This window comes from Streptomyces sp. NPDC107559, assembly GCF_055657365.1.
This window is the reverse complement of the sequence record NZ_JBVKBD010000015.1, coordinates 101,683-127,505: the sequence shown is the minus strand read 5'-3', so window position 1 is coordinate 127,505 and position 25,823 is coordinate 101,683. Positions and strand designations below refer to the sequence as shown.

Annotated in this window: 28 protein-coding genes and 1 pseudogene; 11 read left to right on the top strand and 18 right to left on the bottom strand. The window is 70.8% G+C overall.

What is annotated here, in order from left to right; genetic code table 11:
- Positions 1 to 23: 23 nt before the first annotated feature.
- Complete coding sequence (locus ACZ7OY_RS33825) at positions 24 to 1,547, bottom strand: hypothetical protein (RefSeq protein ID WP_471914992.1); 1,524 nt, start codon at positions 1,545 to 1,547, stop codon at positions 24 to 26.
- Positions 1,548 to 1,681: 134 nt separating this feature from the next.
- Here ACZ7OY_RS33825 and ACZ7OY_RS33820 point away from each other — a divergent pair, with 134 nt between their 5' ends.
- A complete protein-coding gene (locus tag ACZ7OY_RS33820) occupies positions 1,682 to 1,993 on the top strand; it encodes an NIPSNAP family protein (protein WP_471914991.1) in 312 nt (103 codons plus the stop codon).
- Between the two features lie 163 nt (positions 1,994 to 2,156).
- Here the strand turns inward: ACZ7OY_RS33820 and ACZ7OY_RS33815 are convergent, their stop codons facing one another.
- The 10 genes and pseudogenes from ACZ7OY_RS33815 to ACZ7OY_RS33770 form a co-directional block, all read right to left on the bottom strand.
- Entirely contained in the window at positions 2,157 to 3,284 is a 1,128-nt protein-coding gene (locus ACZ7OY_RS33815; RefSeq protein WP_471914990.1) for an LLM class flavin-dependent oxidoreductase, read from the bottom strand.
- A gap of 14 nt (positions 3,285 to 3,298) precedes the next feature.
- Positions 3,299 to 3,655 (bottom strand): annotated as a pseudogene (locus ACZ7OY_RS33810) (LLM class flavin-dependent oxidoreductase); the annotation flags it as partial.
- Complete coding sequence (locus ACZ7OY_RS33805; RefSeq protein WP_471914989.1) at positions 3,655 to 5,028, bottom strand: NtaA/DmoA family FMN-dependent monooxygenase; 1,374 nt, start codon at positions 5,026 to 5,028, stop codon at positions 3,655 to 3,657. The pseudogene ACZ7OY_RS33810 and the gene ACZ7OY_RS33805, both read right to left, overlap by 1 nt.
- A gap of 19 nt (positions 5,029 to 5,047) precedes the next feature.
- The gene (locus tag ACZ7OY_RS33800; protein ID WP_471914988.1) at positions 5,048 to 6,259 is read right to left on the bottom strand and encodes an LLM class flavin-dependent oxidoreductase; all 1,212 of its coding nucleotides are present in this window, start codon (positions 6,257 to 6,259) and stop codon (positions 5,048 to 5,050) included.
- A 74-nt stretch (positions 6,260 to 6,333) separates the two neighbouring features.
- Positions 6,334 to 6,423 carry a putative leader peptide gene (locus ACZ7OY_RS33795; RefSeq protein WP_471914987.1) on the bottom strand — a complete coding sequence of 30 codons (90 nt, stop codon included), beginning with the start codon at positions 6,421 to 6,423 and terminating at the stop codon, positions 6,334 to 6,336.
- Complete coding sequence (locus ACZ7OY_RS33790) at positions 6,420 to 7,226, bottom strand: GNAT family N-acetyltransferase (protein ID WP_471914986.1); 807 nt, start codon at positions 7,224 to 7,226, stop codon at positions 6,420 to 6,422. Before ACZ7OY_RS33790 ends, ACZ7OY_RS33795 begins: the two co-directional genes overlap by 4 nt.
- 117 nt (positions 7,227 to 7,343) lie before the next feature.
- Entirely contained in the window at positions 7,344 to 8,168 is an 825-nt protein-coding gene (locus ACZ7OY_RS33785) for an amino acid ABC transporter ATP-binding protein (RefSeq protein WP_471914985.1), read from the bottom strand.
- Complete coding sequence (locus tag ACZ7OY_RS33780; protein WP_471914984.1) at positions 8,165 to 9,196, bottom strand: amino acid ABC transporter permease; 1,032 nt, start codon at positions 9,194 to 9,196, stop codon at positions 8,165 to 8,167. The genes ACZ7OY_RS33785 and ACZ7OY_RS33780 overlap by 4 nt, the downstream gene beginning before the upstream one ends.
- A 469-nt stretch (positions 9,197 to 9,665) precedes the next feature.
- On the bottom strand, positions 9,666 to 10,220 hold the full coding sequence (gene ssuE / locus ACZ7OY_RS33775; protein WP_471914983.1) for an NADPH-dependent FMN reductase: 555 nt from the start codon (positions 10,218 to 10,220) through the stop codon (positions 9,666 to 9,668).
- Between the two features lie 194 nt (positions 10,221 to 10,414).
- Positions 10,415 to 10,492, bottom strand: a complete 78-nt coding sequence (locus ACZ7OY_RS33770; RefSeq protein WP_471915046.1) for a putative leader peptide — start codon at positions 10,490 to 10,492, stop codon at positions 10,415 to 10,417.
- A 331-nt stretch (positions 10,493 to 10,823) separates the two neighbouring features.
- On the opposite strand from ACZ7OY_RS33770, the gene ACZ7OY_RS33765 reads away from it, so the two are divergent.
- Positions 10,824 to 11,243, top strand: coding sequence for a hypothetical protein (locus ACZ7OY_RS33765; RefSeq protein ID WP_471914982.1), 420 nt, complete (start codon positions 10,824 to 10,826; stop codon positions 11,241 to 11,243).
- Positions 11,244 to 11,303: 60 nt separating this feature from the next.
- Here ACZ7OY_RS33765 and ACZ7OY_RS33760 read toward each other — a convergent pair whose 3' ends face one another.
- Positions 11,304 to 12,116, bottom strand: a complete 813-nt coding sequence (locus tag ACZ7OY_RS33760) for an SDR family oxidoreductase (RefSeq protein ID WP_471914981.1) — start codon at positions 12,114 to 12,116, stop codon at positions 11,304 to 11,306.
- Positions 12,117 to 12,611: 495 nt separating this feature from the next.
- On the opposite strand from ACZ7OY_RS33760, the gene ACZ7OY_RS33755 reads away from it, so the two are divergent.
- Positions 12,612 to 13,400: an enoyl-CoA hydratase/isomerase family protein gene (locus tag ACZ7OY_RS33755; RefSeq protein WP_471914980.1), complete on the top strand. Its 789-nt coding sequence runs from the start codon at positions 12,612 to 12,614 to the stop codon at positions 13,398 to 13,400.
- Positions 13,401 to 13,465: 65 nt separating this feature from the next.
- Here ACZ7OY_RS33755 and ACZ7OY_RS33750 read toward each other — a convergent pair whose 3' ends face one another.
- A complete protein-coding gene (locus ACZ7OY_RS33750) occupies positions 13,466 to 14,149 on the bottom strand; it encodes a TetR/AcrR family transcriptional regulator (RefSeq protein ID WP_471914979.1) in 684 nt (227 codons plus the stop codon).
- A gap of 99 nt (positions 14,150 to 14,248) precedes the next feature.
- Here ACZ7OY_RS33750 and ACZ7OY_RS33745 point away from each other — a divergent pair, with 99 nt between their 5' ends.
- The 4 genes from ACZ7OY_RS33745 to ACZ7OY_RS33730 all read left to right on the top strand — a co-directional run bounded on the left by ACZ7OY_RS33745 (position 14,249) and on the right by ACZ7OY_RS33730 (position 19,838).
- A complete protein-coding gene (locus ACZ7OY_RS33745) occupies positions 14,249 to 16,693 on the top strand; it encodes a tetratricopeptide repeat protein (protein WP_471914978.1) in 2,445 nt (814 codons plus the stop codon).
- Positions 16,686 to 17,780 carry a cyclophane-forming radical SAM peptide maturase AmcB gene (gene amcB, locus ACZ7OY_RS33740; RefSeq protein ID WP_471914977.1) on the top strand — a complete coding sequence of 365 codons (1,095 nt, stop codon included), beginning with the start codon at positions 16,686 to 16,688 and terminating at the stop codon, positions 17,778 to 17,780. Before ACZ7OY_RS33745 ends, amcB begins: the two co-directional genes overlap by 8 nt.
- Positions 17,764 to 18,003 carry a hypothetical protein gene (locus ACZ7OY_RS33735; RefSeq protein WP_471914976.1) on the top strand — a complete coding sequence of 80 codons (240 nt, stop codon included), beginning with the start codon at positions 17,764 to 17,766 and terminating at the stop codon, positions 18,001 to 18,003. Before amcB ends, ACZ7OY_RS33735 begins: the two co-directional genes overlap by 17 nt.
- 320 nt (positions 18,004 to 18,323) lie before the next feature.
- Positions 18,324 to 19,838 carry an FAD-binding oxidoreductase gene (locus ACZ7OY_RS33730; RefSeq protein ID WP_471914975.1) on the top strand — a complete coding sequence of 505 codons (1,515 nt, stop codon included), beginning with the start codon at positions 18,324 to 18,326 and terminating at the stop codon, positions 19,836 to 19,838.
- Positions 19,839 to 19,966: 128 nt separating this feature from the next.
- Here the strand turns inward: ACZ7OY_RS33730 and ACZ7OY_RS33725 are convergent, their stop codons facing one another.
- Positions 19,967 to 20,455, bottom strand: a complete 489-nt coding sequence (locus ACZ7OY_RS33725) for an ArsI/CadI family heavy metal resistance metalloenzyme (RefSeq protein ID WP_471914974.1) — start codon at positions 20,453 to 20,455, stop codon at positions 19,967 to 19,969.
- Between the two features lie 80 nt (positions 20,456 to 20,535).
- Between ACZ7OY_RS33725 and ACZ7OY_RS33720 the strand changes: the two genes are divergently transcribed.
- The 4 genes from ACZ7OY_RS33720 to ACZ7OY_RS33705 are packed head-to-tail and all read left to right on the top strand — an operon-like array spanning position 20,536 to position 22,611.
- Positions 20,536 to 20,916 carry an ArsR/SmtB family transcription factor gene (locus ACZ7OY_RS33720; RefSeq protein ID WP_471914973.1) on the top strand — a complete coding sequence of 127 codons (381 nt, stop codon included), beginning with the start codon at positions 20,536 to 20,538 and terminating at the stop codon, positions 20,914 to 20,916.
- Positions 20,913 to 21,656 carry an aquaporin gene (locus tag ACZ7OY_RS33715; RefSeq protein ID WP_471914972.1) on the top strand — a complete coding sequence of 248 codons (744 nt, stop codon included), beginning with the start codon at positions 20,913 to 20,915 and terminating at the stop codon, positions 21,654 to 21,656. The genes ACZ7OY_RS33720 and ACZ7OY_RS33715 overlap by 4 nt, the downstream gene beginning before the upstream one ends.
- A gap of 29 nt (positions 21,657 to 21,685) precedes the next feature.
- Positions 21,686 to 22,108 (top strand): arsenate reductase ArsC, encoded by a 423-nt coding sequence (locus ACZ7OY_RS33710; RefSeq protein WP_471914971.1) that lies wholly within the window; start codon positions 21,686 to 21,688, stop codon positions 22,106 to 22,108.
- Between the two features lie 29 nt (positions 22,109 to 22,137).
- Entirely contained in the window at positions 22,138 to 22,611 is a 474-nt protein-coding gene (locus ACZ7OY_RS33705; RefSeq protein WP_471915045.1) for a GNAT family N-acetyltransferase, read from the top strand.
- Between the two features lie 67 nt (positions 22,612 to 22,678).
- Here ACZ7OY_RS33705 and ACZ7OY_RS33700 read toward each other — a convergent pair whose 3' ends face one another.
- The 4 genes from ACZ7OY_RS33700 to ACZ7OY_RS33685 form a co-directional block, all read right to left on the bottom strand.
- Positions 22,679 to 23,209 carry an SMI1/KNR4 family protein gene (locus ACZ7OY_RS33700; protein WP_471914970.1) on the bottom strand — a complete coding sequence of 177 codons (531 nt, stop codon included), beginning with the start codon at positions 23,207 to 23,209 and terminating at the stop codon, positions 22,679 to 22,681.
- Between the two features lie 208 nt (positions 23,210 to 23,417).
- Positions 23,418 to 23,765: a DUF1330 domain-containing protein gene (locus ACZ7OY_RS33695; protein WP_471914969.1), complete on the bottom strand. Its 348-nt coding sequence runs from the start codon at positions 23,763 to 23,765 to the stop codon at positions 23,418 to 23,420.
- 112 nt (positions 23,766 to 23,877) lie between these two features.
- Positions 23,878 to 24,543: a response regulator gene (locus ACZ7OY_RS33690; RefSeq protein ID WP_471914968.1), complete on the bottom strand. Its 666-nt coding sequence runs from the start codon at positions 24,541 to 24,543 to the stop codon at positions 23,878 to 23,880.
- Positions 24,540 to 25,715: a sensor histidine kinase gene (locus tag ACZ7OY_RS33685; RefSeq protein ID WP_471914967.1), complete on the bottom strand. Its 1,176-nt coding sequence runs from the start codon at positions 25,713 to 25,715 to the stop codon at positions 24,540 to 24,542. Before ACZ7OY_RS33685 ends, ACZ7OY_RS33690 begins: the two co-directional genes overlap by 4 nt.
- Positions 25,716 to 25,823 lie beyond the last annotated feature (108 nt).

The following is a 25,823-nucleotide window of genomic DNA, read 5'->3' as shown; positions in this document are numbered from 1 at the left end:
CACCCATGCCCCCGGACTCACGGTCAGGGGCGTGTGTCGTCGGAGGTGTCCGGCTGAGATGTCCGGGCGGCGCGCAGATGGTCGGCAGCCTCCTGCGTGAGCGTGTCCGCGGGCCATCCGGCGAGGGTGGTCAACGCGGTGCGGCGTGCTTCGGGCGTGCCGGTGGTGAGGGCGGACCGCAGCAGGGGCCAGCCGTGTCCAGGATGGCGTCGCAGGAAATGCGCGAACAGCAGCAGGGCGTGGTCGCGTTCGGGACGGGCGGTGGTGGCGAGGCGTCGTTCGGCCAGGTCGAGGATGTGTGCGGTGTGCCGGCGGCGGCTGTGGTGCAGGGCGTGGCCCCAGGCCGGGTCGAGCAGGGACGGTCCGGTATCCAGATGTGCCAGGAGTCGGGCCGTCGGGTTCAGGTGCAGGACTTCGGCAGGCCGCAGAGCGAGATGGAAGTCGGGGCGCCCCGGGTCGTCGAGGTGGTCCAGGACCAGCGCTTTCCACCGGGGTTCGTGGAGCAGGCCCTCGTAGCGTGCTGTCAGGCACTCGATGTCGGCGGGTGCCCAGGGCAGTTCCCGGGGCGGGTGGCGGAAGAACATGGTGATGCTGATCAGATCGAGAAGCATGCCGATGCCGGGTGTCCCGGTCTGCGCCAGGTCGGCATAGCGGTGCAGCACGGTGACGGCGTCCGCGTAGTCGGCCAGGCCGGGTGCGGGCCCTCCCTCGCCGTCGGCCAGCGCGGCCAGAATGCCGCCGCAGCCGTTCAACAGCGCGGTGTCGACGTGCGGTTGGCTCAGTGCGCTGTGCAGGTCGCCCGTGGTGGCGGCCAGGTGGGCGAGGTACTCGTCCATGATGGCGTTGCGGAAGCCCTCGCGCAGCAGCCATGCCTTGACAGCGGGATCGGTGGTGTCGCGCAGGGTCCGGACCGCCTGGATGCGGCCCCAGCCCGCGACCTGCCGGGCCAGGGCGTGGACGGCCCGGTCTCCGTCGGGCTGGGAACGGTGCAGTGCGACGGCCGCGTACAGGGTGAGCTCGTCCAAGGTGCCGAGCAGCAGCAGGAGTTCCCGGTCGCGGATGTCCCCGCCCAGGCCCAGGAGCACCAGGCCGATCTTGACCGGGGCTCGGTGGGTGCCGTGCTCCGCCAGCTGCCGGCCCAGCCGGCGCAGGCCGTCGCGCGGCAGACCGCGGCGACGGACCTCGGCACTGAGCTCGTCGGCGACCTCTGTCGGCGAGCAGGTGGCGAGGTGGTCGTGAAGACCCCTCAGTTCGTCGCCGCTCGGGCCGGGCCCCGATGCCGGCAGCAGGCGTTCGATGTGGTCGGCGAGTTCGACGCCGGTGGGCGGACCGACACCGTCCCCGTCCGGGGTACGTCGCAGCAGAGCGTCCTCACCTCCGCCGACGAAGACGAGGCGACTGCCGTCCGGCTGTGCGTCGGGGAGCGGATCGCCGAATCCGGGCCACGGACCGGCACCGTGACGGCGCCGAAGGGTCAGTGCATGGTCGAAGAGGGTGGGTCTCCCGTCGGCGCCGCCGCCGCTGCGCACCCACCACGAGCCGGTCAACGACCGGTGGGCCGACGGCCCTTTCGTGCAGTCATGACGTGGATGGTGCCCAACACGGCTCCTCTTGGCAAACGGGTTGTGCGGACTGCGGGGGCAGCCTTCAAGCCCTGACCGGCATGCAGCATCATGTGGGTGTGATCACCATTCACCTGAAGTACGAGATCGACGCCGACAAGATCGAGGATTTCGAGGAGTACGGGCGACGCTGGGTCGGACTCGTCAACCGGTTCGGCGGGACCCACCACGGCTACTTCCTGCCGAGCGAGGGCGACAGCGACATCGCCTACGCCCTCTTCTCCTTTCCCAGCTTTGCCGCGTACGAGCAGTACCGCAAGGACAGCGCGACTGACGCGGAATGCCAGGACGCCATCGAACTGGCTCGCAGCACCCGTTGCATCAAGCGGTACGAGCGCCGCTTCCTGCGTCCGCTCGACGTCACGTCGTAGGCCGCGGCCGGGCCTGGAGACGTTTCCCAACGGATGCGCCCCGGCGCGGAGTTCACCTGCGCTTCCGGCAGGCTGAGCGGGTGACGCCGGGCACTTCCCGCAGGGCTCGGCGAAGCTGCCGGTCTGCACGTCGGTGAGCCCTCGCCGCCCCGCCTCCCGTGTCTCACCGCTTGCGCCATTCCTCGGCCAGCAGCTCGTAGGACCGCACCCGTTCCGCGTGGCCGTGGGTGATCGTGGTGATCAGCAGCTCGTCCGCGCCGGTGGCCTCCTGGAGCTGCGCCAGTCGGTCGGCGACCCGGCCCGGGGAGCCGACGAACTGGGTGTCGAGGCGGTCCTGGACCAGTTCCCGATCCGTGTCGGACCAGACGTGGGCGCGGGCCTCGTCCGACGTGGGAAAGCGGATCGCGCCCTCGGCCGTACGGATGCTGCGTACCCACAGGCCGTATCCCGTGGCGAGTTCGCGGGCGGTCTCGTCGTCCTCGGCGACCACGACGTCCGCGGACACACTGACGTACGGCTTGTCCAGGACGTCGGAGGGCTCGAACGCGGCGCGATAGCCCTCCACCGCTTCGAGCACCGTGGCCGGACTGACGTGGTAGTTCGCCGCGAACCGCAGACCGTTGCGGCCCGCGACCACGGCGCTCTGGCCTCCGCTGCTGCCCAGGATCCAGATCTCGACGTCGGCGCCCTCCCCCGGCACGACATGGGCCTCGACGCCGTCGGCGGAGCGGTAGGTGCCCGCGAGCAGCGCCAGGATGTCGGCGATCTGCTCGCCGTAGTCCTGCGACTCGGCGTTCGGCAGGTGGAGCAGCTGGCGCTGGAGTGCCACGCGCGGTGAGCCGAGCAGGTGATCGAACGAGAATCGGGGCGGTATGCGCAGCCCGTTGGGGGCCCGCCCGTCAACCACCCCGGTCGCGGTCGGCGCCGGGCCGGCGGTCCTGCCGGGCGGGCGTCCGCCGGAGCGGCCGAGGCCCAGGTCGAGGCGCCCGGGGTGCAGGGCGTCGATCAGGCCGAACTCCTCGACCGTGGACAGGGCGGTGCGGTGGCCCAGTTGGGCGGCGCCGGACCCGAGCCGGATGGTCGAGGTCGCGGAGGCGGTCAGCGCGAGGACGACCGCGGGCGAGGTGCCGGCCACGCCGGGGTTGAGGTGGTGCTCGGCGACCCAGTACCGGGCGTACCCGAGCCTCTCGGCCTGCCGGGCCAGGTCGATGGAGTTGCGCAGCGCTTCGGTGGCGCCGGAGCCGGACGAGATCGGGATCAGGTCCAGGACGCCGAGGGGGATGTCGGACATGTGCGGTGGGCTCCTCAGTGGTCGGCGGGCACGGGCGTGGGGACGGGCGGCGCGAGGACCGGGCCCCGGGAGAACGGCGGATCGGGGATCTCGCGGCGCAGCACCGGCGCGATGTCTGACTGGAACAGCGCCAGGGGGGCGCGATGCTGACAATCCGTCAAGCCACCTGCGTCCGCTTGCAGATGGAGCACGGTGTGTCCGAACCGTTCGTGGTAGCGGTGTACCTTCTCGGTGATCTGCTGGGGGCTGCCGATCGGCGCGGAGCTGCGCTCCACGAAGTCCTCCAGGGTCGTGAACACCGGTTCGAAACCCAACCGCTTCTGGAACGCCAGGTTCCCTTCGAACACGGGCCGGTAGGCGGCGAGGACCTTCACGACGCCGCCCGCTCGTCGCGCACCTCGTCGGGGTGGGTCAGACCGAGGTGATCGCGCAGGGTCGGGCCCTCGTACTCGGTGCGGAAGACCCCCTGCTCCTGGAGTAGCGGGACCACCTTGTCGGCGAAGGGGTCGAGGCCGCCCGGAGTGATGTGCGGGACGAGGATGAAGCCGTCGCCGGCGTCGGCCTGGACGAAGTCGTTGATGGTCTTCGCTACGGTGGCCGGTGAGCCGATGAAGGCCTGCCGGTTGCCGGTCTCGATGACCAGGTCGCGGATGGACCACCTGTTGGCCGCGGCGAGTTCGCGCCATTCGCGGGCGGTGGCCAGCGGGTCGCGGTACATGCGCACCTGGGCGCGCCCCTGGGAGATGTGGTGGTCGCCGACCTCCGGATCGATGTCGGGCAGCGGCCCGTCCGGATCGTACGAGGACAGGTCGCGGTTCCACACGAATTCGAGGTGCTTGATGGCCGTGGCGCAGCTGACCTGGCTGCGGCGCACCTCCTTGGCCAGATCCTCGGCGTCGGCGTCGGTGTCGCCCAGCACGAAGGTCGCGGCCGGGAGGATCAGCAACTGGTCGCCCCGGCGGCCGTACTTGGCCAGGCGGGACTTGACGTCGGTGTAGAAGGCCCGGCCCGCGTCGAGGGTGCTGTACCGGCTGAAGATGGCGTCGGCGCCGGCCGCGGCGAACTCCCGGCCCTCCTCGGAGTCGCCGGCCTGGAAGATGACCGGGCGGCCCTGGGGTGAGCGTGGCACGTTGAACTGGCCGTGGATGTCGAAGTGTTGGCCCCGGTGTTCGAAGGCTCCGGCCTTGGCGTCACGCAGGAAGGCGCCGGTGGCCGGGTCGGCGAGGATCTCGTCGCCGTGCCAGGAGTCGAACAGTTCGTGTGCCGTGGCCAGGAATTCCTTGGCCCGGGAGTAGCGCTCCTGCTGCGGCAGGAAGCCGCCGCGCCGGAAGTTCTCGCCGGTGAAGGCGTCCCAGGAGGTGACCACGTTCCAGGCGGCCCGGCCGCCGGAGAGATGGTCGAGGCTGGCGAACTGGCGGGCCACCTCGTAGGGCTCGTTGAAGGTGGAGTTGATGGTGCCGGTCAGTCCGAGGTGCTCGGTGACGGCGGCCAGCGCGGCGAGGACGGGGAAGGTGTCGGGGCGTCCGACGACGTCCAAGTCGTAGAACTGCCCGCCCTGTTCGCGCAGCCGCAGTCCCTCCGCGAGGAACAGGAAGTCGAACTTGGCGCGCTCGGCGGTCCGCGCGAAGTGCGCGAAGGAGCTGAACTCGATGTGGCTGCCGGCCTCGGGGTCGCTCCACACCGTGGTGTTGTTGACGCCGGGGAAGTGGGCGGCCAGGTGGATCTGCTTCAGGGGCTTGCTCATGTCGTACGGTCCCTCCGGCTCAGGCGTTCGCGGCGGCATAGCGGTTGGCGGGGCGGGCGAGCCCCAGCAGCCCGCGCAGGGTGTCGGCCTCGTAGGCGCGGCGGAAGGCGTCCCGGCGTTGGAGTTCGGGCACCAGGTCCCTGGTGATCGCGGGGAGGTCGTGGCCGGCGACGGCGGGCCGCAGCCGGAAGCCGCTCAGCCCGGCCGACTGCAGTTCCTGGAGCAGGTCGGCGAGTTGGGCGGGGGTGCCGGTGAAGATCCGGGCGTCGCTGGTGTAGGGGTGTCCGGCGAGCGCGTCCAGGCGTTCCCGGCGGGCCGCGGCCGCGCCGGGCTCGTCGTCGAGGAAGACCACCAGGTCGCCGAAGACGTGCAGGGTCTCTGCGGCGCGGCCGGCCGCGGACTGCTCGGCACGGATCTCCTCGACGACGGCGCGGGCCTGTCCTGCGTCGTGCGGGGTGACGTAACCGATGTCGGCGGCCCGGGCCACCAGGCGGTAGGGGACGGTCGCATGGGCCAGAGCGCTGACGACCGGCTGGCCCTGCGGCGGGCGGGGCGTGATCGAGGGACCCTTGACGCTGAAGAAGCGGCCCTCGAAGTCGATGTGGTGCAGCTTGTCCCGGTCGACGAAACGGCCGGTGGCGACGTCCCGGATCTCCGCGTCGTCCTCCCAGCTGTCCCACAGCCGGCGCACGACCTCGACATGGTCGGCCGCCTCGTCGAAGGCGTCCGCCACCACCTCCTGCACGGCAGGTGTGCCGTAGTCCTCGAACCGCAGCGGCGGGAACGTTCGACGTCCGAAGTGTGCGGCTTCGTTGCGGCGAGCCGTGACCTGGACGCGCAGACCGGCGCGGCCGCTGCTCACATGGTCGAGGGTGGCGATCGCCTTGGAGATGTGGAACGGCTCCGTGTGGGTGGCCACCACCGTCGGCACCACACCTATGTGGCGGGTGAGCGGGGCGACGCGCGCGGCGATGAGGACGGCGTCCAGTCGTCCGCGGACCTGGTCGGTGCGGTCGTCGGGTTCGGTGGGGGACGAGGACTGGAGGCCGAGTCCGTCCTCGATGGTCACGAAGTCGAGCAGTCCGCGCTCGGCCTCGGTGACGAGGTCGGTCCAGTAGGCGGCGGTGAGCAGTTCGCGGGGCCGGGCGACGGGCTCGCGCCAGGCGGCCGGGTGCCAGCCGGCGCCGTCGAGGGCGACGGCGAGGTGCAGCGGGGAGGGTGACGAGGACACGGGATCGGTGCCTTCCTGATCAGCTGTACGAGGGAGTCGGCCCCGGGGCAGGGGGCGGCTGCGAGGACAACGGGTCAGGGACGACAGAGCGCGCCGGCCGTGCGCAGCAGGTCGATGTGCGGCCGGGAGTACAGGTGCAGGCGGCGGGGCGGAGCGGGCTTCATGTCTTCGCTTCCGACTGTCCGGTCACGCGTTCTTCGCTGCCCTGCGCCCCGTCGCGGTCCTCCCTTACCGGCTGTGCGCCCGGTGTGCGGACCAGCGTGAACCGGATGCGGCGGCGCAGGGTGAAGCCGATGGACTCGTAGAGCCGGATCGCGGGGGTGTTGCTCGCCGCGGCGTGCAGGAAGGGGGTGTCGCCGCGTTCCCTGATTCCCGCCGCGACCGCGCGGACCAGCCGGGTGGCCAGGCCCCGGCCGCGGTGGTCCGGGTGGGTGCAGACGGCGCTGATCTCGGTCCAGCCCGGCGGTCGCAGACGTTCGCCGGCCACGCCGATCAGTCGTCCGCGGTCCCGGATGCCGAGATAGGTGCCCAGTTCGACGGTACGGGGCAGGAAGGGGCCCGGCTGGGTGAGGGCGATCAGGCCGAGGATCTCGGGCACGTCGGCGGGTCCGAGTCGTACCGCTTCAGGCGCGGGTTCGGCCAGAAGGGCGGTGTCGACCAGCTGGACGCCGGTCCCGCTGTCCTCGATCGTCCATCCCGGGGGCACGGTCCGTACCGCGGTGACGGCGGTGACGGTGCCGGGGCCCACCAGCGCGGCCAGGTCGTCCCAGGCCCGGGGATCGGCGGGGTCTTCCAGGGCGGTGAACGGAGAGACGTCCGTGGGGTAGCGGGCGGCCCGGCCGATGCGCTCGGCGAGGTGGGCGTGCGGACCGGTCAGCGCGGCCCAGGCGGCGTTGTCCAGGATGTGCGGTTGCGCCGGGCTCGGGGCGGAGGACGTGGACGGGGCGTGGTGGACGCTGGTGGACATGGCGGTGCGGGATCTCCCTTGTCCGGAACGCTGCGGGGCGCGGTCGGGACCGTGCCGTGTCACGGCGCGGCCCGACGGGCCACCGGCGGCCGAGAGTTGTCGGGCGGCGGGCGGCGGTCAGAGGACTCTGCTGAGGAAGTCCCTGGTCCGCTCGTGTTTCGGGTGGTCGAGGACCTCGGACGGCGGGCCCTGCTCGACGATCCGGCCGCCGTCGATGAACACGACCCGGTCGGCGACCTCGCGGGCGAAGCCGATCTCGTGTGTGACGATGACGAGGGTCGTGCCGCTGGTCGCCAAGTCCTTGATGACGGCGAGGACTTCGCCCACGAGCTCGGGGTCGAGGGCGGAGGTGGGCTCGTCGAAGAGGATCACACCGGGCCGCAGGGCCAGGGCTCGTGCGATGGCCACCCGTTGCTGCTGGCCGCCGGACAACTGCCGGGGATACGCGCCGGTCCTGTCGGCCAGGCCGACCCGGCCGAGCAGTTCCCTGGCCAGTTCCTGCGCCTCGGGCTTGGTGAGCTTCCCGGTCGCGACCGGGGCGGCGGCCACGTTGTCCAGCACGGTGAGGTGCGGGAAGAGGTTGAAGTTCTGGAAGACGAAGCCGATGCGGCTGCGCTGTGCCAGGATCGCCCGCTCGCTCAGCTCCTTCAGTCTCTCCCCCTGGCGCTTCACGCCGATCGGCTCGCCGTTGACGCTGACGTAGCCGACCTCGGGCTTCTCCAGGTGGTTGATGACCCGCAGCAGTGTGGACTTGCCGGAGCCGGACGGGCCGAGGACGACGGTGACCTCGCCGGGCCGTACGGTCAGGTCGATGCCGTCCAGCACCCGGTGGGTGCCGTACCACTTGTGCACGTCGTGCACCTCGACGGCGGCGGGCGCCGCGGCCGTCGTGATCTCGGCGAACTCGGCGAACTCGGTGGTCTCGGCGGTCTCGGTGCTCATACGGCGGCCTCCCTGCGCACACGCGTCCGCAACTCCCCGATGCCGGCGCGGAGTTTCTGCAACGGGGTCGGCGGCAGGGCGCGGGTGGCGCCCCGGGCGAAGTACCGCTCGACATAGAACTGGACGACGGAGACGGCGCTGGTGAGGATCAGGTACCAGACGGTGGCGACCAGCAGCAGCGGCACGATGTCGCCCGGGTAGGTGCTGCCCATCATCTGCACCGTGCCGAACAGGTCGAGCAGGGACACGTAGAACACCAGCGAGGTGGCCTTGATCAGACCGATCAGCTGGTTGACGTAGTTCGGGGTGATGGACCTCAGGGCCTGGGGGAAGACGATCCGGGTGAACTGGTAGCCCTTGGGCAGACCGAGCGCGGCGGCCGCCTCGTGCTGCCCCTGGTCGACGGAGAGGATGCCGCCGCGCACCACTTCGGACGCGTACGCCGCCTCGTTGAGGCTGAGTCCGACGACCGCGACGGCCATGTCGGTGGCGAGCTTCGACTCGTCGAAGGTGAAGAAGGCGGGCCCGAAGGGCACCCCGAGGCTCAGCGTCTTGTACAGAGCGCTGAAGTTGTAGAGGAAGACCAGCAGGACGACCAGCGGTACGGACCGGAACAGCCAGGTGTAGAGCCAGGTCACGGCTCGCAGCACCGGGTTCCCGGAGAGCCTGCCGAGCGCGATCAGGATCCCGCCCAGCAGGCCCAACACCGCGCTGAGGGCGGTCACTTCGAGGGTGATGCCGAGCCCGTCGAGGACGGTGGGGCGCAGGAACCAGTAGCGGAATCGGTCCCACTGGTAGAACGGGTTGGTCACCAGCCCGTGGGCGATCTGGGCCGCCAGCACGAGCACGACGACTGTGCTGATCCAGCGGCCGGGACGCCGGAGCGGAAGGACCCGCTGCGCCGCGAGGGGCTTCGGTTCGACAGGGAGAGCCGGGACAGCAGGAACGGCAGGAACGGCAGGGCGGGGGATCGCCTCGGCGGGCGGTGCTGATCCGGAGGACACAGCGATACCCGGAGATTCACTCATGGTGGGCTCCAGCGGATTCGGACACCCCGGATCACGCGCCGCGGCACTGTCCGCGCCGAGCGGGAACGGCTCGGTACGCGGCGAGGCACGGGTACACGCAGGACGGGGGCTGGGCGGGGAAGGGGACCACCGTTACAGCGGTGGTCGTCAGTGACTCAGAAAGCCGTCAGCCTCGGCAGAGGGCGCAACAAGCGGCCGTACACAGCGCGCTGTTGACGCGCAGCAGGTCGACGGAGCGGTCCGCGCACAGCAGGACGCGGCCGGAACGCCGCCATGCGGCCGTCCCTTCGGCTGCGCACATCGCTGTCACCATCACTTCTCCGGTCCTGGGGGCATCTCGGTCCGCGCCGCAAGCTGCTGAGTGCGAGAACCACCGCGTGCGGTCCGCGCCCGTCACGTGAACGGCACCAGCGCCTCCGGGACGGCCGGTGCGTACCGGCCGATGCGCCGGCTCATCCAGTGGGTCGGGTCAGGCCGCCGTGGACAGTGCGGGCCGGCGTGCGAGCGCGGTGGAGAACTGCTCGACGATCGGGAACAGGGCGTCGACGACCGCCGGTGCGAGGGCGAGTGTGCCGTCCTCGCGGACGGTGATGTCCTTGTCGAGGGTGAACCAGCCCTGGACGATGTGGGCGGCGCCCATCGAGGTCAGGACCGGCCGCAGCGCGTAGTCGATGGCGAGCACATGGGCGACGGAGCCGCCGGTGGCCAGCGGCAGCACGGTCTTGCCGGCGAGCGCGTACTGCGGGAGCAGGTCCAGCAGCGCCTTGAGGACACCGGAGTACGACGCCTTGTAGACCGGGGTCGCGACGACGAGTCCGTCGGCTCGGGCGAACAGCTCGGCGGCCTCGGCGATGGCGGGGTGGCGTGGGTCCGCGCCCAGCAGCGCCTGGGCGGGGATGCCGCGGACGTCGAGCGGGACGACCTCGTGGCCCTGAGCGATCAGTTGCCGGTCCAGGTGGCGCAGCAAACGACCGGTGCGGGAGGAGGCGGAGGGGCTGCCGGAGACGGAAAGGACGGTGGCCATGAGGCTGCCTCTTTCTGGAATTTCACAAGCGCTGCGGACAATGCAGAGCCCCTGGTGCGGAATTGTTTTCGGACACGCCGAAATCGACGGACGTGCACAGGAACGCAAAGAGCCGGGAACGGATGCACCGGCGCCGCGACGGGCTTACCGGCGTGCCTGGTTCAGGCGGTGAAGGGAGGGCTGCGACGGAGTGGTCAGGCCGCGCCGTGACAGGAGGCGCTGGAGACACGTGCGAGGTCGACGTGGCGTCGCCGCGTGAGGTCCAGTCGCATCTTCATACCGTCGATGGTGGCAGCCGGTGCCGAACACCGTCAAGGAAAACCCGACCGTTCTCGAATCGCGGACCGCTGCATTTCAATGAGGGCGACAGGAAAGCCCTTGAACTTGCCCCGCGCAGGGCGGCCGACGAACTCGACCTGTCACAGCCCGCCTTGAGCGAAACGGTGCCCGATCGGGAGCGGGAACCGGGGGTCGATCTGAAATCTCCACCGGACGGTCATCAAGCCGGAGAACTACACCGCCGGTCGCGGCGGCCACTACTGGGTCGAGGTCACGGGCCCCCCTTCCGTATCCGGCCGTATCGACCTCGACGACTCCGAGCCCGTGCTGTCGAGGCTGCACAAGGGCGACCGCATCGGGGTGGTCGTCCGGCACGGCCACCGCACCGACATCACCTTCCGCGGGCACGTTCAGCAGACGACGGACTCACCGACGAAGTACCCAGCGCTCCACCTGGGCAGCGGCCTGACCCTGCTGGACGGCGGGGTGCTCGCGCTGTACTGCGCCGTACGGTTGCGCCGCGGGATGCCCGAGCCGGACGGGTTCGGCGTCTTCGACGAGTTCCCGCTCACCGGCAGGATGATCGTCGGAGCCGGCGCGGTCACCGTCGCCTCCGGCGTCATCACCGTCGACGAACACGAGGGCGACCCGCTCGAGTTCGCCGGCACCTGGATCCTCCTCGCCCTCTTCAGCCTCGCTGTGTGGGCGGTGCGACGCCGGTTCCGCAACCGACGGCTCGACTGACCGTACCGGCGCCGGGTCCGGGCCCGGGTTACGGGCGGGGGGCAGGCGACGGTACGTCACTCACCGCGGGGCCGACGCGAGAAGGCGGCCGGCTTGCTCGATCCCGCGGACGGTCTCGAACGATCCACCGCCGTCGCACGGGATCACCGCACCGGAGATGTAGGCGGCGGCCGAGGACGACAGGAACATGGCGAGGTCGGCGATCTCCTGCTTCGTGCCGAACCGGCCCAGTGGAACGGTCCTGACCGACCTGTCGCCGTCCGGGTCGTCCCCCGGCGACAGCCGGGCCATGCCCTCCGTGTCGGCGATCGGGCCCGGCGCGATCGCGTTCACGCGGATGCCCTTGCCGCCCCACTCCAGCGCAAGCACCCGGGTCAGCTGGTCCACACCCGCCTTCGCGGCGCAGACATGGGCCTGGTAGCGCACCGGGATCACCGCCTGCGGCGCGGTGATGTTGATGACCGAGGCGCCCGGAGCGAGGTGCTCGAACCCGGCGCGCATCACGTGGAACGTCCCGTTGAGGTCGATGTCCACGACCACCTTGAAGCCGTTCGACGACAGCTCGCTCGCCTCGGCCAGGAAGTTGCCGGCCGCCCCGGAGACCAGGACGTCGACCGGCCCGGACTCCGAGCGCACCGCGCCGAAGACCGCTTCGACCGACCCCATGTCGCGCACATCGGCGACGTACCCGCGTACCGGGTTCCCGTGTGCGCCGAGCTGCCGGACGGCCGCGTCGACGTTGGCCTGCTTACGGCTGGCCACCGCCACCGCCGCACCCCGCGCGGCGAACGCCTCGGCGATGGCCAGGTTGATGCCGGACGTACCGCCGAACACCACCACCGTCTTGCCGCTGAAGTCGAACCGGACGTCCATGAACATCTCTCCTTGGCTGCTGTGCCGTCATCAGCCGCTCCGCTCACCGGAGTCGGCGTTTCGTGACGGCAGCGTCAATCAACATGACAAAATAGTCAAGTGCGAGATTCGGCGTCGCCGACTCGCGACGGCGGCCACTCAGTCCGAGTCGCACGACAGGCTGAGGCTGCGACAACAGACTTCGCACCTCCGGGTGACCGCGGCAGCACGCGAGGTAGCGATCAACCGCACGATCTCCTCCCTTGTGACGCTCATCTCAATGACAAAATAGTCAGATGCCGGGGACGACTGCAGCGCGAATCGGGGAAGCCGCTGGTGAGACCCCGTACGGGAGTTCAGCCGGGAGCCGCCGTGCGGCTGCGACCGCGCCCCACGCCCCCGCGACGCCTCTTGCCGGTTTATGCAACGAGTTGCAGAATCGCTGCCTGCCCCTGCCGAGAGCCTCTCCGCCGGTCACGTTGCCGAGAGCTCACCGATGCCGCTCAAGGACCCGTCATGCCGTTGCCCCCTGCCGTCAGCGCCTCCACGCAAGGCCATGTCCGTACGATCCGACTCGACCGGCCGGCCCGGATGAACAGCCTGGATCTCGACGCCAGGACGCGACTGCTGGCCGCGTTGCAGGCTGCGGCCGATGCCCCCGATGTCCGTGCCGTGGTCCTCACCGGAACCGGACGGGCCTTCTGCGTCGGCCAGGACCTGGAGGAAGCACGGACCGCAGAGGGCCCCGACGCCATGGCCGACGCTGTGCGCGAGCACTACAACCCCCTCGTCCGGACCCTGCTGACCATGCCCAAGCCCGTGATCGCGGCCGTCAACGGAGTCGCCGCCGGCGCGGGCATGGCGCTGGCGCTGGCCTGCGACCTCCGGATCGCCGCCACCTCAGCGGCCTTCACCAGCGCCTTCGTCGGCATCGGTCTGTCCTGCGACACCGGGATCTCCTGGACCCTGCCCCGCATCGCCGGACGGGCGGCGGCACTGGACCTGTTGCTCCGCCCCCGCCTCATCGGTGCGGCGGAGGCGCTCGACCTGGGACTGCTGCACCAGGTCACCGCCGACGAAGACCTCGACGCCGAGGTCCACCGCAGCGCCGCCGCACTGGCCGCCGGCCCCACCCGCGCCTTCGCCGCCATCAAGGCAGCCGTGACCTCGGCGTCCGGATCGACACTCGACGCGGCGCTGGAACACGAAGCGGCGCAGATCGCCCGCACCGGGGCCTCCGAGGACTACCGGCGCGGCCTGCACGCCTTCCTCGCCAGGCAGCAACCGTCCTTCACGGGGCGCTGACCCGGCCACGCCCCATGACTCGGCGCCCGCTGATCATGAATGCCTCGACCCGGCTTCCGGCCGTGTCAGTCGGACGCCGTCCCCGCGGCGGCACGGGCCCGAGCGGCCCACCCCTCGTCGGGCGCGCCCTGCAGGCCGATGGCCGACGCCCACAGCCGCGAGAGGTGATCGACGACCGTGTCCTCGTCGTACGGCTCCTCCATGGCGGACCGCGCGTGGGCGACCTGCTCGACCATCGACCCCAGCGCCAACGCCGTCAGGCGCGTGTCCAGGTCCGGATTGGCCAGCCCCGCGTCCTGCAGCCGCCGCAGGCCCTTCGTGGCCCGGCCGACGTAGAACTCGCGGATCTCCAGGACGATCTGCCGCAGGGCCTCGTCCGCGGCCGCACCCTGGTCCACGAGCCGCAGCACCTTCGACGCCCTGTCCCAGGCACGGAGGTAGAGCCGGTTGGACTCCACGAGCTTGGCGTAGGGATCGCCCACCACGTCCGGTGACACCAGGCTCGCGGCCAGCATCTCGCCCGCGACCGACCGGACGACATGGTGCAGCAGGTCGTCACGGGACTCGAAGTACGTATAGAACGTGCCGTACGAGACACCTGCCGCCTGCGCCACCGCTTCGGGACTGAAAGCGGACCAGCCTCGCTGCTCCAGGATCTCCCGCCCGGCAAGGATCAGGCCGTCCCGGGTACGCCGGCCACGCGTGGTGGTCGGCGGCGTCGGGGCCGGCTTGGTCCGCTGTCGTCCCATGCCCTCATCATCGCATTCCGCTCCCGGCCGACACCGAGCCTCCGTTCCGTGACCGTCGGGGCAGTGCGCCGACGGTGCTCCGCACCGCATGATGGACGTATGGGAACGGGTACTGGTCGCGCTCCGGACGGGGTCGGGAGCGACGAAGAGGTCGCCGGCATCACCGTGGGACCGGACCTGCTCGACTTCCGTTCCGGGCAGTTCCACGGAGATGTCGTGGGCAAGAAGGTGGAGCACCACTTCCACCACGCTCCGGGCGCCCTGGCCCTGCGGTCGCTGCCCGGCCCCGTACCCGGTTTCGTCGGACGCGACGGCGAGTTACAGGCCCTGCTGACCGCCCTGGACCCCGCCGAACCGGCCCGTGGTGCCGTCCTCGTGTCCTCGGTCACCGGACTCGGCGGCATCGGCAAGACCGCGCTCGCCCTGCAAGCCGCCCATGCCGCGCAACGCCGCGGCTTCTTCCCCGCCGGAGTGGTCTTCCTCGACCTGCACGGCTACGACAACGTCCCCGTGGCCCCGGAACAGGCCCTGGAACAGCTTCTGCTGGCACTCGGCGTGCCTCAGGACCACATGCCGGCGAGTGCCGACGCACGTGCCGGGCTGTACCGCTCGGTGCTGGCCGACGTCGCCGGGAATCAGGGTGCGCTCCTGGTCGTCGTGGACAACGCCTCCCACTCCTCCCAGGTGCGACCGCTGCTGCCGGGCCATCCGCGTCACCGCGTACTGCTCACCTCCCGTGACGTCCTGGCACCGTTGGGCGCGCGGTTGCTGCGCCTGGGGGTGCTCTCGCCCGAGCACTCCGTGGAGGCGCTGAAGACGGCACTCCGGTCGGCCGACCCGACCGACACGCGTATCGCACAGGAACCCGACCAGGCACGTCGGCTGTCCGAACTGTGCGGGCATCTGCCCCTCGCCCTGCACATCGCCGCAGCGCTGCTCGTCAACGACCCCGCCAAGCCGGTCGCGGAACTCGGTGACGAACTCGCCGACATGACGACACGCATCGACCACCTGGACGACGGTGAGCGAGCGATGAGGGCGGCCTTCGACATGTCGTACCGGCGACTGGGGCAGGGCCCGGCACGGCTGTTCAGCCTGATCGCCCTTGCGCCCGGGCCCGAGGCCGGACCGGAGGCACTCACCGCCCTCGGCGGTGCGCCGCCGGATCCGCGGTCGCTCGACGTCCTCGTCCGGGCCCACCTGATCGAGACCGGCAGCAGCCGCGGCCGCTGGCGGATGCACGACCTGGTGCGTGCGTACGGTGTCTTCAGGACCGGGGAGAACGCCGCCCTGTCCGCGGACGCGCACGCGGCGCGAGCCCGGTTGCTCAGCCGGTATCACCAGCGCGTCGCCGACAGTCACGCCTTCCTCCAGACGCTTGCCGAACAGCCGCGCAGCGGTGGGTTCACGGACCGCGAGGAGGCTCTGCGCTGGCTGGACGCGGAACGTGAGGGGCTGGTAGCGGCCTCCCAGTGGGCCGCCGATCCGGAACATGCCGGGACCGGTGTGCGCTTCGCGCTCGGCCTGAGCCACTACCTGTCCTGGCGGCACCACTTCGACGACGCCGCCGAGGTGTACCAGCACGCGATCCAGGGGGCTCGCCTGCTCGGCGACCGGCTCTTCGAGGGAATGGCGCAGGACAACCTCGGCATGGCCCTGCGCTATCTGCGGCGGGGAGACGAGGCGATCGCCGCCCACCGGCGGGCCCTGGACCTCTTCCACGTGATCGGCGCGGTCCGGGAGGAGGGTACCGCCCGCTACAACCTGGGCAACGCCCTGCTGGAGGGCCGCCGCTTCGACCAGGCCCTGGACGCGTTCCAGGAAGCGGACACACTGCTGCGTACGTCGGGCGCCGTCCGTACCGCTGCCATGACCCAGAACGGACTGGGCGTCCTGCGCTACAGGATGGAGCACTTCGAGCAGGCCCTGACGCATCTCGACGCGGCCCGGACCGCGTACCGCTCGCTCGGGGACACGATCATGGAGACCATCTCCACCAACAACCGGGCGCGCGTCCTGCGAGGTCTGGGGCAACTCGACGCCTCCCTCGACGACCACACGCGCTGCGTGGCGTTCTTCCAGGAACTGGGCCACACGGAGCGTGCGGCGAGTGCGCGCAACGATCTCGCCCTCACGCTTCATGCGATGGGCAGGTTCCCGGAGGCGATCGAGCAGCACACGAAGGCCCTGGACGTCGTCAGGCAGCAGAAGGAGCAGTACCGCGAGGCCATGGTCCTCAACGATCTGGGCAGCACCTTGCGGTCGGCCGGGCGCCACCGGGACGCCGTCGACTGCCACGAACGGGCCTTGGCGGTGTTGCGTGACGTCTTCTTCGACACCTACGGCCAGGCCCGCTCGCTCGATCTCCACGCCGCCGCGGTATGCGACGCGGGTGACGTCGACAGGGCGTTGCGGTCCTGGCAGGAAGCGGCCGCGCTGTACCGGCGCAGCGGCTCCGAGGACGCCGCACGAGCGGTGATACGACGGGTCACGGCCCTGGGTGTGCCCGCGGGAGCCGTCCATGCGGAGGCAGGCGATGACTGAACTGGCCCGGACCGCGTCGGTCGTCTTCCTGCAACCCACCACGCTGTGCAACCTCGACTGCTCGTACTGCTATCTCCCGTACCGTGCCGCTCACCGGCGCATGTCGGTGGCGGTGGCCGACGCCGTGGCGCGCGGCGTGGCGGCCTGGTCCCTCCTGCATCCGGTACGCGTCGTCTGGCACGGCGGGGAACCGCTCGCCCTCGGCACGCCGGGTTTCACCGAACTGATCGGACGGTTCAGCAGCGACGGCGGCCGGGTCACACACTCCGTGCAGACCAATGCCACCCTGATCGACGACGCCTGGTGCGAGGTGTTCACCCGCCATCGGATCAGCGTGAACGTCAGCCTGGACGGCCCGGGCCACGCCAACGGTGCCCGCACCACCCGGGCCGGACGGGAGAGCTTCGAACTCGCTCTGCGCGGCATCGCCGCACTGCGCGGACACGGCATACCCTTCGGGGCCATCGCGGTGGTCGAGGACCCCGACCCGGGCCGCGCCGTGGAGCTGTACGACTGGTTCGTGGCCCTGGGGTGCCACTCGCTCGGCATCAACATCGTGGAACGCAAGGGCGTCCACGCCGGCGGTCAGGTGGACGACGGGCGGGTGACCGCCTTCTGGGCCGCGCTCGCCACCCGCTGGCGCTCCGACCGGCGCCTGCGGATACGGGAGTTCGATCACGCGCTGCGCCATGTCTCGGCGACGCTGGCCGGTACGGCCTCACAACGCGCTCTGGCCCCGCACGACCCCATGCCCATGATCGGCTGGGACGGCGAAGTCACGGTGCTGGGGCCGGATCTGGCGGGGTTCTCCTCCCCGCGCCACGGCCCCTTCACCGTGGGCAATGTGCGCGACGCCGACCTCGTCGACCTGGTGCGGCGTGCGCCCCAAGCCGCCTGGGTGGAGGAGACCCTGGAGGGCTTCGCAGCCTGTCGGGCCACCTGTGGCCACTTCGGCTACTGCCTCGGTGGCGGGGCGGCGAACAAGTATTTCGAGACCGGCCGATTCGACGTCACCGAGACCGCGTACTGCCGCAACAGCAGGAAACGACTCATGGAAGGGCTGATCCGCAGTGTCGGACACACCTGAAATCAGCGAGAACCTCGAGGAACGCATCGAAGCGCACCGAGCCGCCCTGGCAACTCTGCTGGCTCAGACCGGAGTCACGGCCCAGCCCGCCGCGGCCGAGGGTGTGCCACCACGGGCGGACGTGCTGATCTCCTCTGACGCGAACCCCTGGCACGACGGCCGCACGAACAGGGAGGAGAGGGAGGAGAGCAAGGAAGAGGAGAAGAAGAGCGAGAGCGACTAGGACCTGTCCGGCGGGCCACCGCGCCGGGAACAGTTCGGTACGGGTTCGGCCGCCGTCCCCACAGGGTGTCTCCTGGCTCCGCAGCCGGGGACCTGAGCGTAAAAAGCCCAGGTCACCCCCCATCTCACCCTCCGCTGCTCCCCCGGTTGCGCCGGCTCGGTCGGCGCACAGCGCCGGGGGCTGCGGCATCCGGCCCCCCGCTCGTGGCACTGAGCGTGTCGAGACCGATCACCGTGATCATCCTTGTTAACGTCCACTTCGCCTTGAATGATCCATAAAGGACCGATTCGCACCCGCGAGTGGTCGAGAGGACACGGACCATGAATGACTTTTCCCGTCGCCGACTACTGAAGACTTCCGCGGTCGCCGGCGCCGGCTCTGTCGTCGTGCCGGGTATCGCGGCCGCCGCGGCTGCTGACGCGAGCGCCGTGACGGAAGGCGCCGCGGGTGCGGCACACGGGGGGCACGGGCACTGCCCGCCGGCGAAGCTGACCGGCCGGATCGTCCGGCCCCACGACGCCGGCTACACGAACGCGCGCCTGGGCTGGGACCAGCTCTTCTCCCACTATCCGCTGGTCATCGTCTTCGCCCAGAACACCCAGGACGTGGTCAACGCCCTGACGTGGGCGCGGCAGCACGACACCGCGGTGCGGATCCGCAGCGGCCGCCACAACCTGGAGGGCTGGTCGAACGTCGATGCCGGCCTCGTGATCGACATCAGCGACCTGAAGTCGGTCCACATCGACGCCCACGCCCGCGTCGCGACCGTCGGCTCCGGGCTCAACCAGGGTGAAGCGGTGACCGCGCTCGCGAAGCGGAACTTCGCGGTGACGACGGGTACCGAAGGCAGCGTGGGTCTGTCCGGCGCCACGCTCGGCGGCGGCTTCGGCTTCCTGACCCGCTGGATCGGCATGGCCTGCGACAGCCTCATCGGCGCCGAGATCGTCGTCGCGGACGGCGACGAGTGCGCCAAGGTGCTCAAGGTCGACCTGAACCACCACTCGGACCTGCTCTGGGCGCTGCGCGGCGCGGGCAACGGCAACTTCGGCATCGTCACCTCCCTCACCTACAAATTGGCCCCGCTGAAGAGCGTCACGTACCTCACGGCCACGTGGAACGACACCAAACACCTGCGCAGGACCTTCGAGACCTACCAGCGCGTCGCGCCGTTCACCGACAACCGCCTCGGCACCCAGCTCGAGATCCACAAGAACCAGATCCTGCTGTTCGCGGTCCTCGCCGAAGGTACGCCCGCGGAGGCGAAGCGGCTGCTGGCCCCGCTCCTGTCGATCGACAGCCCCGACGTCACGACGCAGGTGGGCAACTGGGGCGACGTGTACACGGGGTTCCAGGTCCCGATCGAGCTCGAACCCGCGAACTGGAAGTTCTTCTCGCAGTTCACCAGGAAGCCGTTCCCGGGCAAGGCGATCGACATCGTCAAGCATTTCATCGATCAGGCCCCCACGGACGACAGCAACTTCTTCGTCCAGGCGTTCGGCGGGGCGGTCCGCAAGAACCCCCGCGGCGGCACGGCGTTCCCGCACCGCGACGCGCTCTTCTACGCCGAGCCGGGCGCCGGCTGGGGCAAGCGCAGTGACCAGCCGGGCATCTGCGACCCGCTCACCCCGCAGGCACAGGCCTGGATCGCCGAGTTCAGCCAGAAGCTGCGCCCCTACGTGGACGGCGCCTACGTCAACGTGCCGAACATCGGCACGCAGGACTGGGAGACCGCCTACTGGCGGAACAACTTCGACCGCCTGCGCAGGATCAAGGCGAAGTACGACCCGCAGAACGTCTTCCAGTACGACCAGAGCATCCCGCCCGCGGTCCGCTGACCGTGCGCCGATGGAGCCCCCCTCCCGACCGGGGAGGGGGGCTCCCCCATACCTGCCCGCCGCGGGCAGGCGCTTCGCCGGACGGTTCTCTCATGCACGGGACAGGGACGAGCCCGTGAACTGCCGGTTCATCCGCAGCCGCAGCCCGCCGATTCGGGGGCAGGTCCGGCGGCCCGGCCGATGCAACAGCCGTCACCGGTGGCGTCGGTGGCACTGACGGCGTCGGGGTCGGCGCTCTTGCCGAGGGTGTCCGCGTCGGCCTTCACGACGTACACCTCCCACGGCTCCCGGCCGGGTCCGTGCACCCACACCTTGTCCTGGAGCGCGTAGCAGCAGGAGGTGTCGTTCTCCTCGAAGGTGGCCAGGCCTGCGCCCTTGAGGCGGTCGGTGGCGGCGTGGACCTGGTCGGCGGACTCGACCTCGACGCCGAGGTGGTCGAGCCGGGTCTCCTCGCCGGGACTCCCCTCGATCAGGACGAGCTTGAGCGGGGGCTCGGTGATGGCGAAGTTGGCGTAGCCCTCGCGCCGCTTGGCCGGTTCGGTGTCGAAGAGCTTCGAGTAGAAGGCGATCGACGCTTCCAGGTCGCTGACCCGCAGGGCGAGCTGAGCACGGGGCATGGCAGGACTCCCATCGGCTTGTATTGACACCTTTCGATGCAACCTTGCGCCCCTGCATCGAAGGATGTCAACATAGACGCATGTCAAAGCAAGAACTCGCGGTCCTCGGTCAGGACGACGAGAACGGCTCATGCTGCCCCGGCCTGGTGACCGCCCAGCTGGACGACGGCCAGGCGGCGGAACTGGCGAGGCTGTTCAAGGCCCTGGGCGACCCGGTCCGTCTGCGGCTGCTGTCGATGATCGCCGCGCGGGCGGGCGGTGAGGTGTGCGTCTGCGACCTGACCCCGGCCTTCGAGCTGTCCCAGCCGACGATCTCGCACCACCTCAAGCAGCTGCGGCAGGCCGGTCTGATCGACTGCGAGCGACGCGGCACCTGGGTCTACTACTGGGCTCTGCCCGCCACCCTCGACCGGCTCGCCGCCTTCCTGAAGACGTTGCAGGCTTCGGCGGCGACCGCGTGAGCGCCCCTCTCGGCCGCCGGGCCGTCGCCGAGTTCGCCGGTACGGCGGCCCTGGTCGCGGTGGTCGTCGGCTCCGGCATCCAGGCCACCGAGCTCACCCATGACGTGGGCGTGCAGCTGCTCGCCAACTCAATGGCCACGGTGTTCGGCCTGGGCGTGCTGATCCTGCTCCTGGGGCCGGTCTCGGGAGCGCACTTCAACCCGGCCGTCACCCTCGCCGCCTGGATCACCGCCCGCCGCACCGGCAACGGACCGACCGCACGTGAGGCCGCCGCGTACATACCGGCTCAGGTCGCCGGAGCCGTCGCGGGGGCCGTCCTGGCGGACGCGATGTTCGGCAGGCCGCTCGTACGGTGGTCCACCCACGACCGCTTCGCCGGCCATCTGTGGCTGGGCGAGGTCGTCGCGACCGCCGGGCTCGTCGTGCTGGTCTTCGGGCTCGACCGCACCGCTCAGACCCGCCATGCACCCGGAGCCGTGGCCGCCTACATCGGCGCGGCGTACTGGTTCACGTCGTCGACCTCGTTCGCGAACCCCGCGGTCAGCATCGGACGGGCCTTCACCGACACCTTCGCCGGCATCTCCCCCGGCTCCCTCGGCCCGTTCATCGCGGCCCAACTGCTGGGCGCCGCACTGGGGCTGGGGCTGGTGCGCGCGGTCTTCGGGCACCCGGCACCCGTACCGGCCGTCCCTGCCGATCTCCCGGGCGAACCCGGACTCGCCGCCCCCGCACACCCCTGACCGGCCCTCCGCCAGAAAGCGCAACCGCCGTGAACATCCCTGCCGAACGACCGTCCGTACTCTTCGTCTGCGTGCACAACGCCGGGCGCTCCCAGATGGCCGCCGCGTTCCTCACCCACCTCGCGGGCGAGCGCGTCCAGGTGCGTTCCGCCGGGTCCGCCCCCGCCTCGACGGTCAACCCGGCCGTCGTCGAGGCCATGGCCGAGGCCGGCATCGACATCTCGGCCGAGGTCCCGAAAGTGCTCACGGTCGAGGCCGTGCAGGCCTCGGACGTCGTCATCACGATGGGCTGCGGCGACACGTGCCCGGTCTTCCCCGGCAAGCGTTACCTCGACTGGGAACTCCCGGACCCGGCCGGGCAGGGCGTCGCCGCCGTGCGGCCCATCCGCGACGAGATCGACAAGCGCATCCGCGAACTGATCGCCGAGATCGCCCCGGTGGGCCGGGCGTGAGCGTCCCGCCCGGCCTGCGCATCACGGCCATGGGCCCCGAACACGCCGCCGAGGTCCTGACGATCTATCAACTCGGCATCGACGAGGGCGACGCCACCTTCGAGACGACCGCGCCCACCTGGGAGCACTTCGACGCCACCAAGCTGCCCGGCCACCGACACGTCGCCGTCGACGACTCGGGCCGGGTGCTCGGCTGGATCGCCGCGGTGAGAGTGTCGGACCGGTGCGTCTACGCGGGGGTGGTCGAGCACTCGGTGTACGTCCACCCCGACGCCCGCGGGCGCGGCGTCGGCTCGGCGCTGCTGGGCGCCCTGATCGCCTCGACCGAGGCGGCGGGCATCTGGACCATTCAGTCGGGCGTCTTCCCCGAGAACTCCGGCAGCCTGGCCCTCCACCAGAGAGCCGGATTCCGCGTCATCGGCACCCGCGAACGCATCGGCAAGCACCACGGAGCATGGCGCGACGTCGTACTGATCGAGCGCCGCAGTCCTGCCGTCACGTAGGCGGGCAGGCCGGCCGCCCGCGAAAACACCTCGCGCGGGATTTGCCGAACCCTGGCGTCGGCCGGGCTCAGTCGGGGGCTTCTTCCTCGTCCTCGCTCTCGAAGTCGGCCGATGGGACGAGCCTTTCGACGAAGGACCGGAAGTCCGGGGCGAGGGCCAGCTCGGTTTCGCGGTCCGCGTCGAACCAGACGACCGGGGGTTCGCCGTGCCGGCCGCAGGCCCGGTAGTCGAGCCCGATGAAGCACGCCCCGCCGGCGGCGGACACCAGGACCACGTCGGCCGGAAGTCCCCACTCCGCGACCAGATACGGGCTGTGGAGCAGGGAGAGCGTGTCCTCGCGGCCCCCGATGCCCATCACGAAGTCGAACGGCACATGGTCGGCGCTCCACGAGGTCGGCCCGCTCGTCGGGAACGCGTCCCAACTCTGCGCTACCACGCCCCCGTTGCGATGGCACAGCAGGCCGAGCAGGGAGGCGGGGAGCGTGACGCCCAGCAGCCGCTCGGCCTCCGCGATCGCCCGGTCCGTCAGCGGCGGCTGGACGACGGCCTCGCCGTCGGTGTCCCACAGGGAGCCGCAGAGATCCTCGAATCGCGCCATGCCCGGCATCATACGAACGAGCGGTGGGGCGGCCGGCGGCGCCGCCAGGAGCGGCGCCGTCGAAGTCGACCAGCGGACGCTGTGGATTGCGTCGCCGGAGACTGAGAGACACCTGTCAATTGTTCGCAGGGGGAAATTCCGCCCGGACGGGACGCTCCGCGTCCTGGGACCCGGGCCCGGCACCGCTGCGCCGGGCCCGGACCTGGGCCTACTCGGCCGGCAGGCTCTCCCGCATCGTCTTGGCGGTCGTAGCCGCGTCGTAGTTCTCGGGAACGCCCTCGACCAGGATGATGTCGCCCTCGATGTGCCGTGAGCGCAGTGGTGCGATCTCCTGGTACGCGGGCGAGTCCCACCAGGCCCGCGCCTCGGCGATCCCGGGGAAGCCGATCACCACGACGTGCCCGGGCCAGCTGCCCTCCTTCACCTCGTGCTGGGAGGCGTGTACCAGGAATCGGCCGCCGTACGGGGTGAAGGTGGCGGTGATGCGCTCGATGTACTCGGCGATCTCGGGGACCGGGGTGGCCTCTTGCAGGTGCGCTATCGCATAGGCGGGCATGATGTCCTTCCCTTCGGTCGGGCTCCGTACGTCACCGATCATGGCATGCGAGAGCACCGGGAGTGACAGCCTGCCGGGAGTTCCCGCTTCGCCGTGAGGGCCGGTGACGGCATCAGCGAGACAGGGTGACGAGCCCCGTCTCGTAGGCGGTGATTACGAGTTGGACCCGGTCCCGGGCGCCCAGTTTGGTGAGCAGGCGGGAGACGTGCGACTTGGCGGTGGCCACCGTGATGTACAGGTCTTCGGCGATCTCGGCGTTCGACCGGCCCCGGCCGACCAGGGTCAGTACTTCCCGCTCCCGCTCGGTGATGCCCTCGACCGGCCGAGGGCAGAGCGCAGGGACCGGCACCGGGCGCCCGACGAAGTTCGCGATCAGACGACGCGTCACACCCGGCGCGATCAGCGCGTCGCCGGCGGCGACCACGCGGATCGCCGCGAGGATGTCGTCCAGCGCCATGTCCTTGACCACGAAGCCGCTCGCACCGGCCCGGAGCGCGCCATAGACGTGGTCGTCCTCGTCGAAAGTGGTCAGAACGAGGACGCGGGTGGTCGCCGCCCGTCCGGTCGTGATCAGGCGGGTGGCCTCGATCCCGTCCATGCCTGGCATCCGGATGTCCATGACCACGACATCGGGGCCGAGTTCGCCGACCAGTCGGACTGCTTCGGCGCCGGTGCCGGCTTCCCCTACGACCTCCAGATCGCTGTGGTCGGCCATGAGCACGCGCAGACCGGAGCGCACCAGCGGCTGGTCGTCGGCGAGTACCACCCGGACGGTCATCGGGCTTCCACCACGGCCGCGACGACTGCGGGCAGCGGCAGCCGGGTCGCCACCCGGAAGCCGCCTCCGGGGCGTGGTCCGGCGCTGAGGTGACCGCCCAGCAGGGCGGCCCGCTCCCGCATCCCGATGATGCCGAAGCCGTGCGCGGGGCCGTTGCCGGTGACGCCGTGCCCGTCGTCGACGATCTCCACGGACAGTTCTTCGTCTCCGTAGTCGACGGCCACGCGGCAACGCCCGGTGCCCGCGTGGCGGACCACGTTGGTCAGCGCCTCCTGCACGATGCGGTAGGCGGACAGATCGATGTCGGCCGGCACCGGGCGCTGCTCCCCGGTGCGGTGCACGTCGACGCGTACCCCCGCGCCCGCCGTCGCCGCCGCCAGCCGCTCGACGTCCGCCAGACCGGGCGACGGTGCGAGCGGCGACCGCGCCTCGGTGGTCGCGGCCCGGTCGGCCTGACGGAGCGACACCAGAGTGCGCCGCAGACCCGACAGGACCTCTCTGCTGGTGGCCTCGATGGCGCGCAGGGCCTCGCACGCCTCTGCGGGCTGAGTCCGGATGACCCGGCTGCCCACACCGGCCTGGATGGCGACGATGCCGATGCCGTGCGCCACCATGTCGTGCAACTCCCGTGCTATCCGCAGCCGTTCGGCGAGCACCGCCTCGGCCACCTCCTGTGCCCGCAGCGCCACCGCGTGCTCGCGGCGCTCGCGGCTCAGCAGACCGGCAAGGCAGGACGCGGCCAGGGCCAGGACGGCGATCACCTCGTTGACGGCCAGGCCGTCCCCGTGCGAGAAGCCGGCGATCACCAGAAGCTGCACGGTGAACGACACGGCCACGGCAGCGATCGAGGCGCGCCGCTCACAGGTGGCGACGATGAGACCCAGCATGAGGTCCACCGCCAGATACGACAGGAACTGGCCCTGGTACGCCGCCGCCAGGCTCTCCCGGCCGGAACTCGGCGGGCCCACCACCACGACAGTGGACCCGAACAGTGCCATGGCCAGAGCCGGCAGCGGCATCCTGCGCACCATGCCGGCGAGCAGGATCACGGCCAGCAGCGCCCCGATCCCGTGGACCGTGCCCGACGCCCGCGGCGCGGCCCCCACCAGCAGACCCACCACGAGGAGGTAGGAGATGCTCCCCGCCCAGGCCGCGGCCTTGGTTGTCGTCATCGGCGATGTGCCCTCCCGGGAACGGGGCCACAGCGCAACGCGCGCAGGCAGAGGAGCAGTTGTCATGGGGTTCACGCGGCGAGACTAGCCGGGCCGCCGACGACGCGG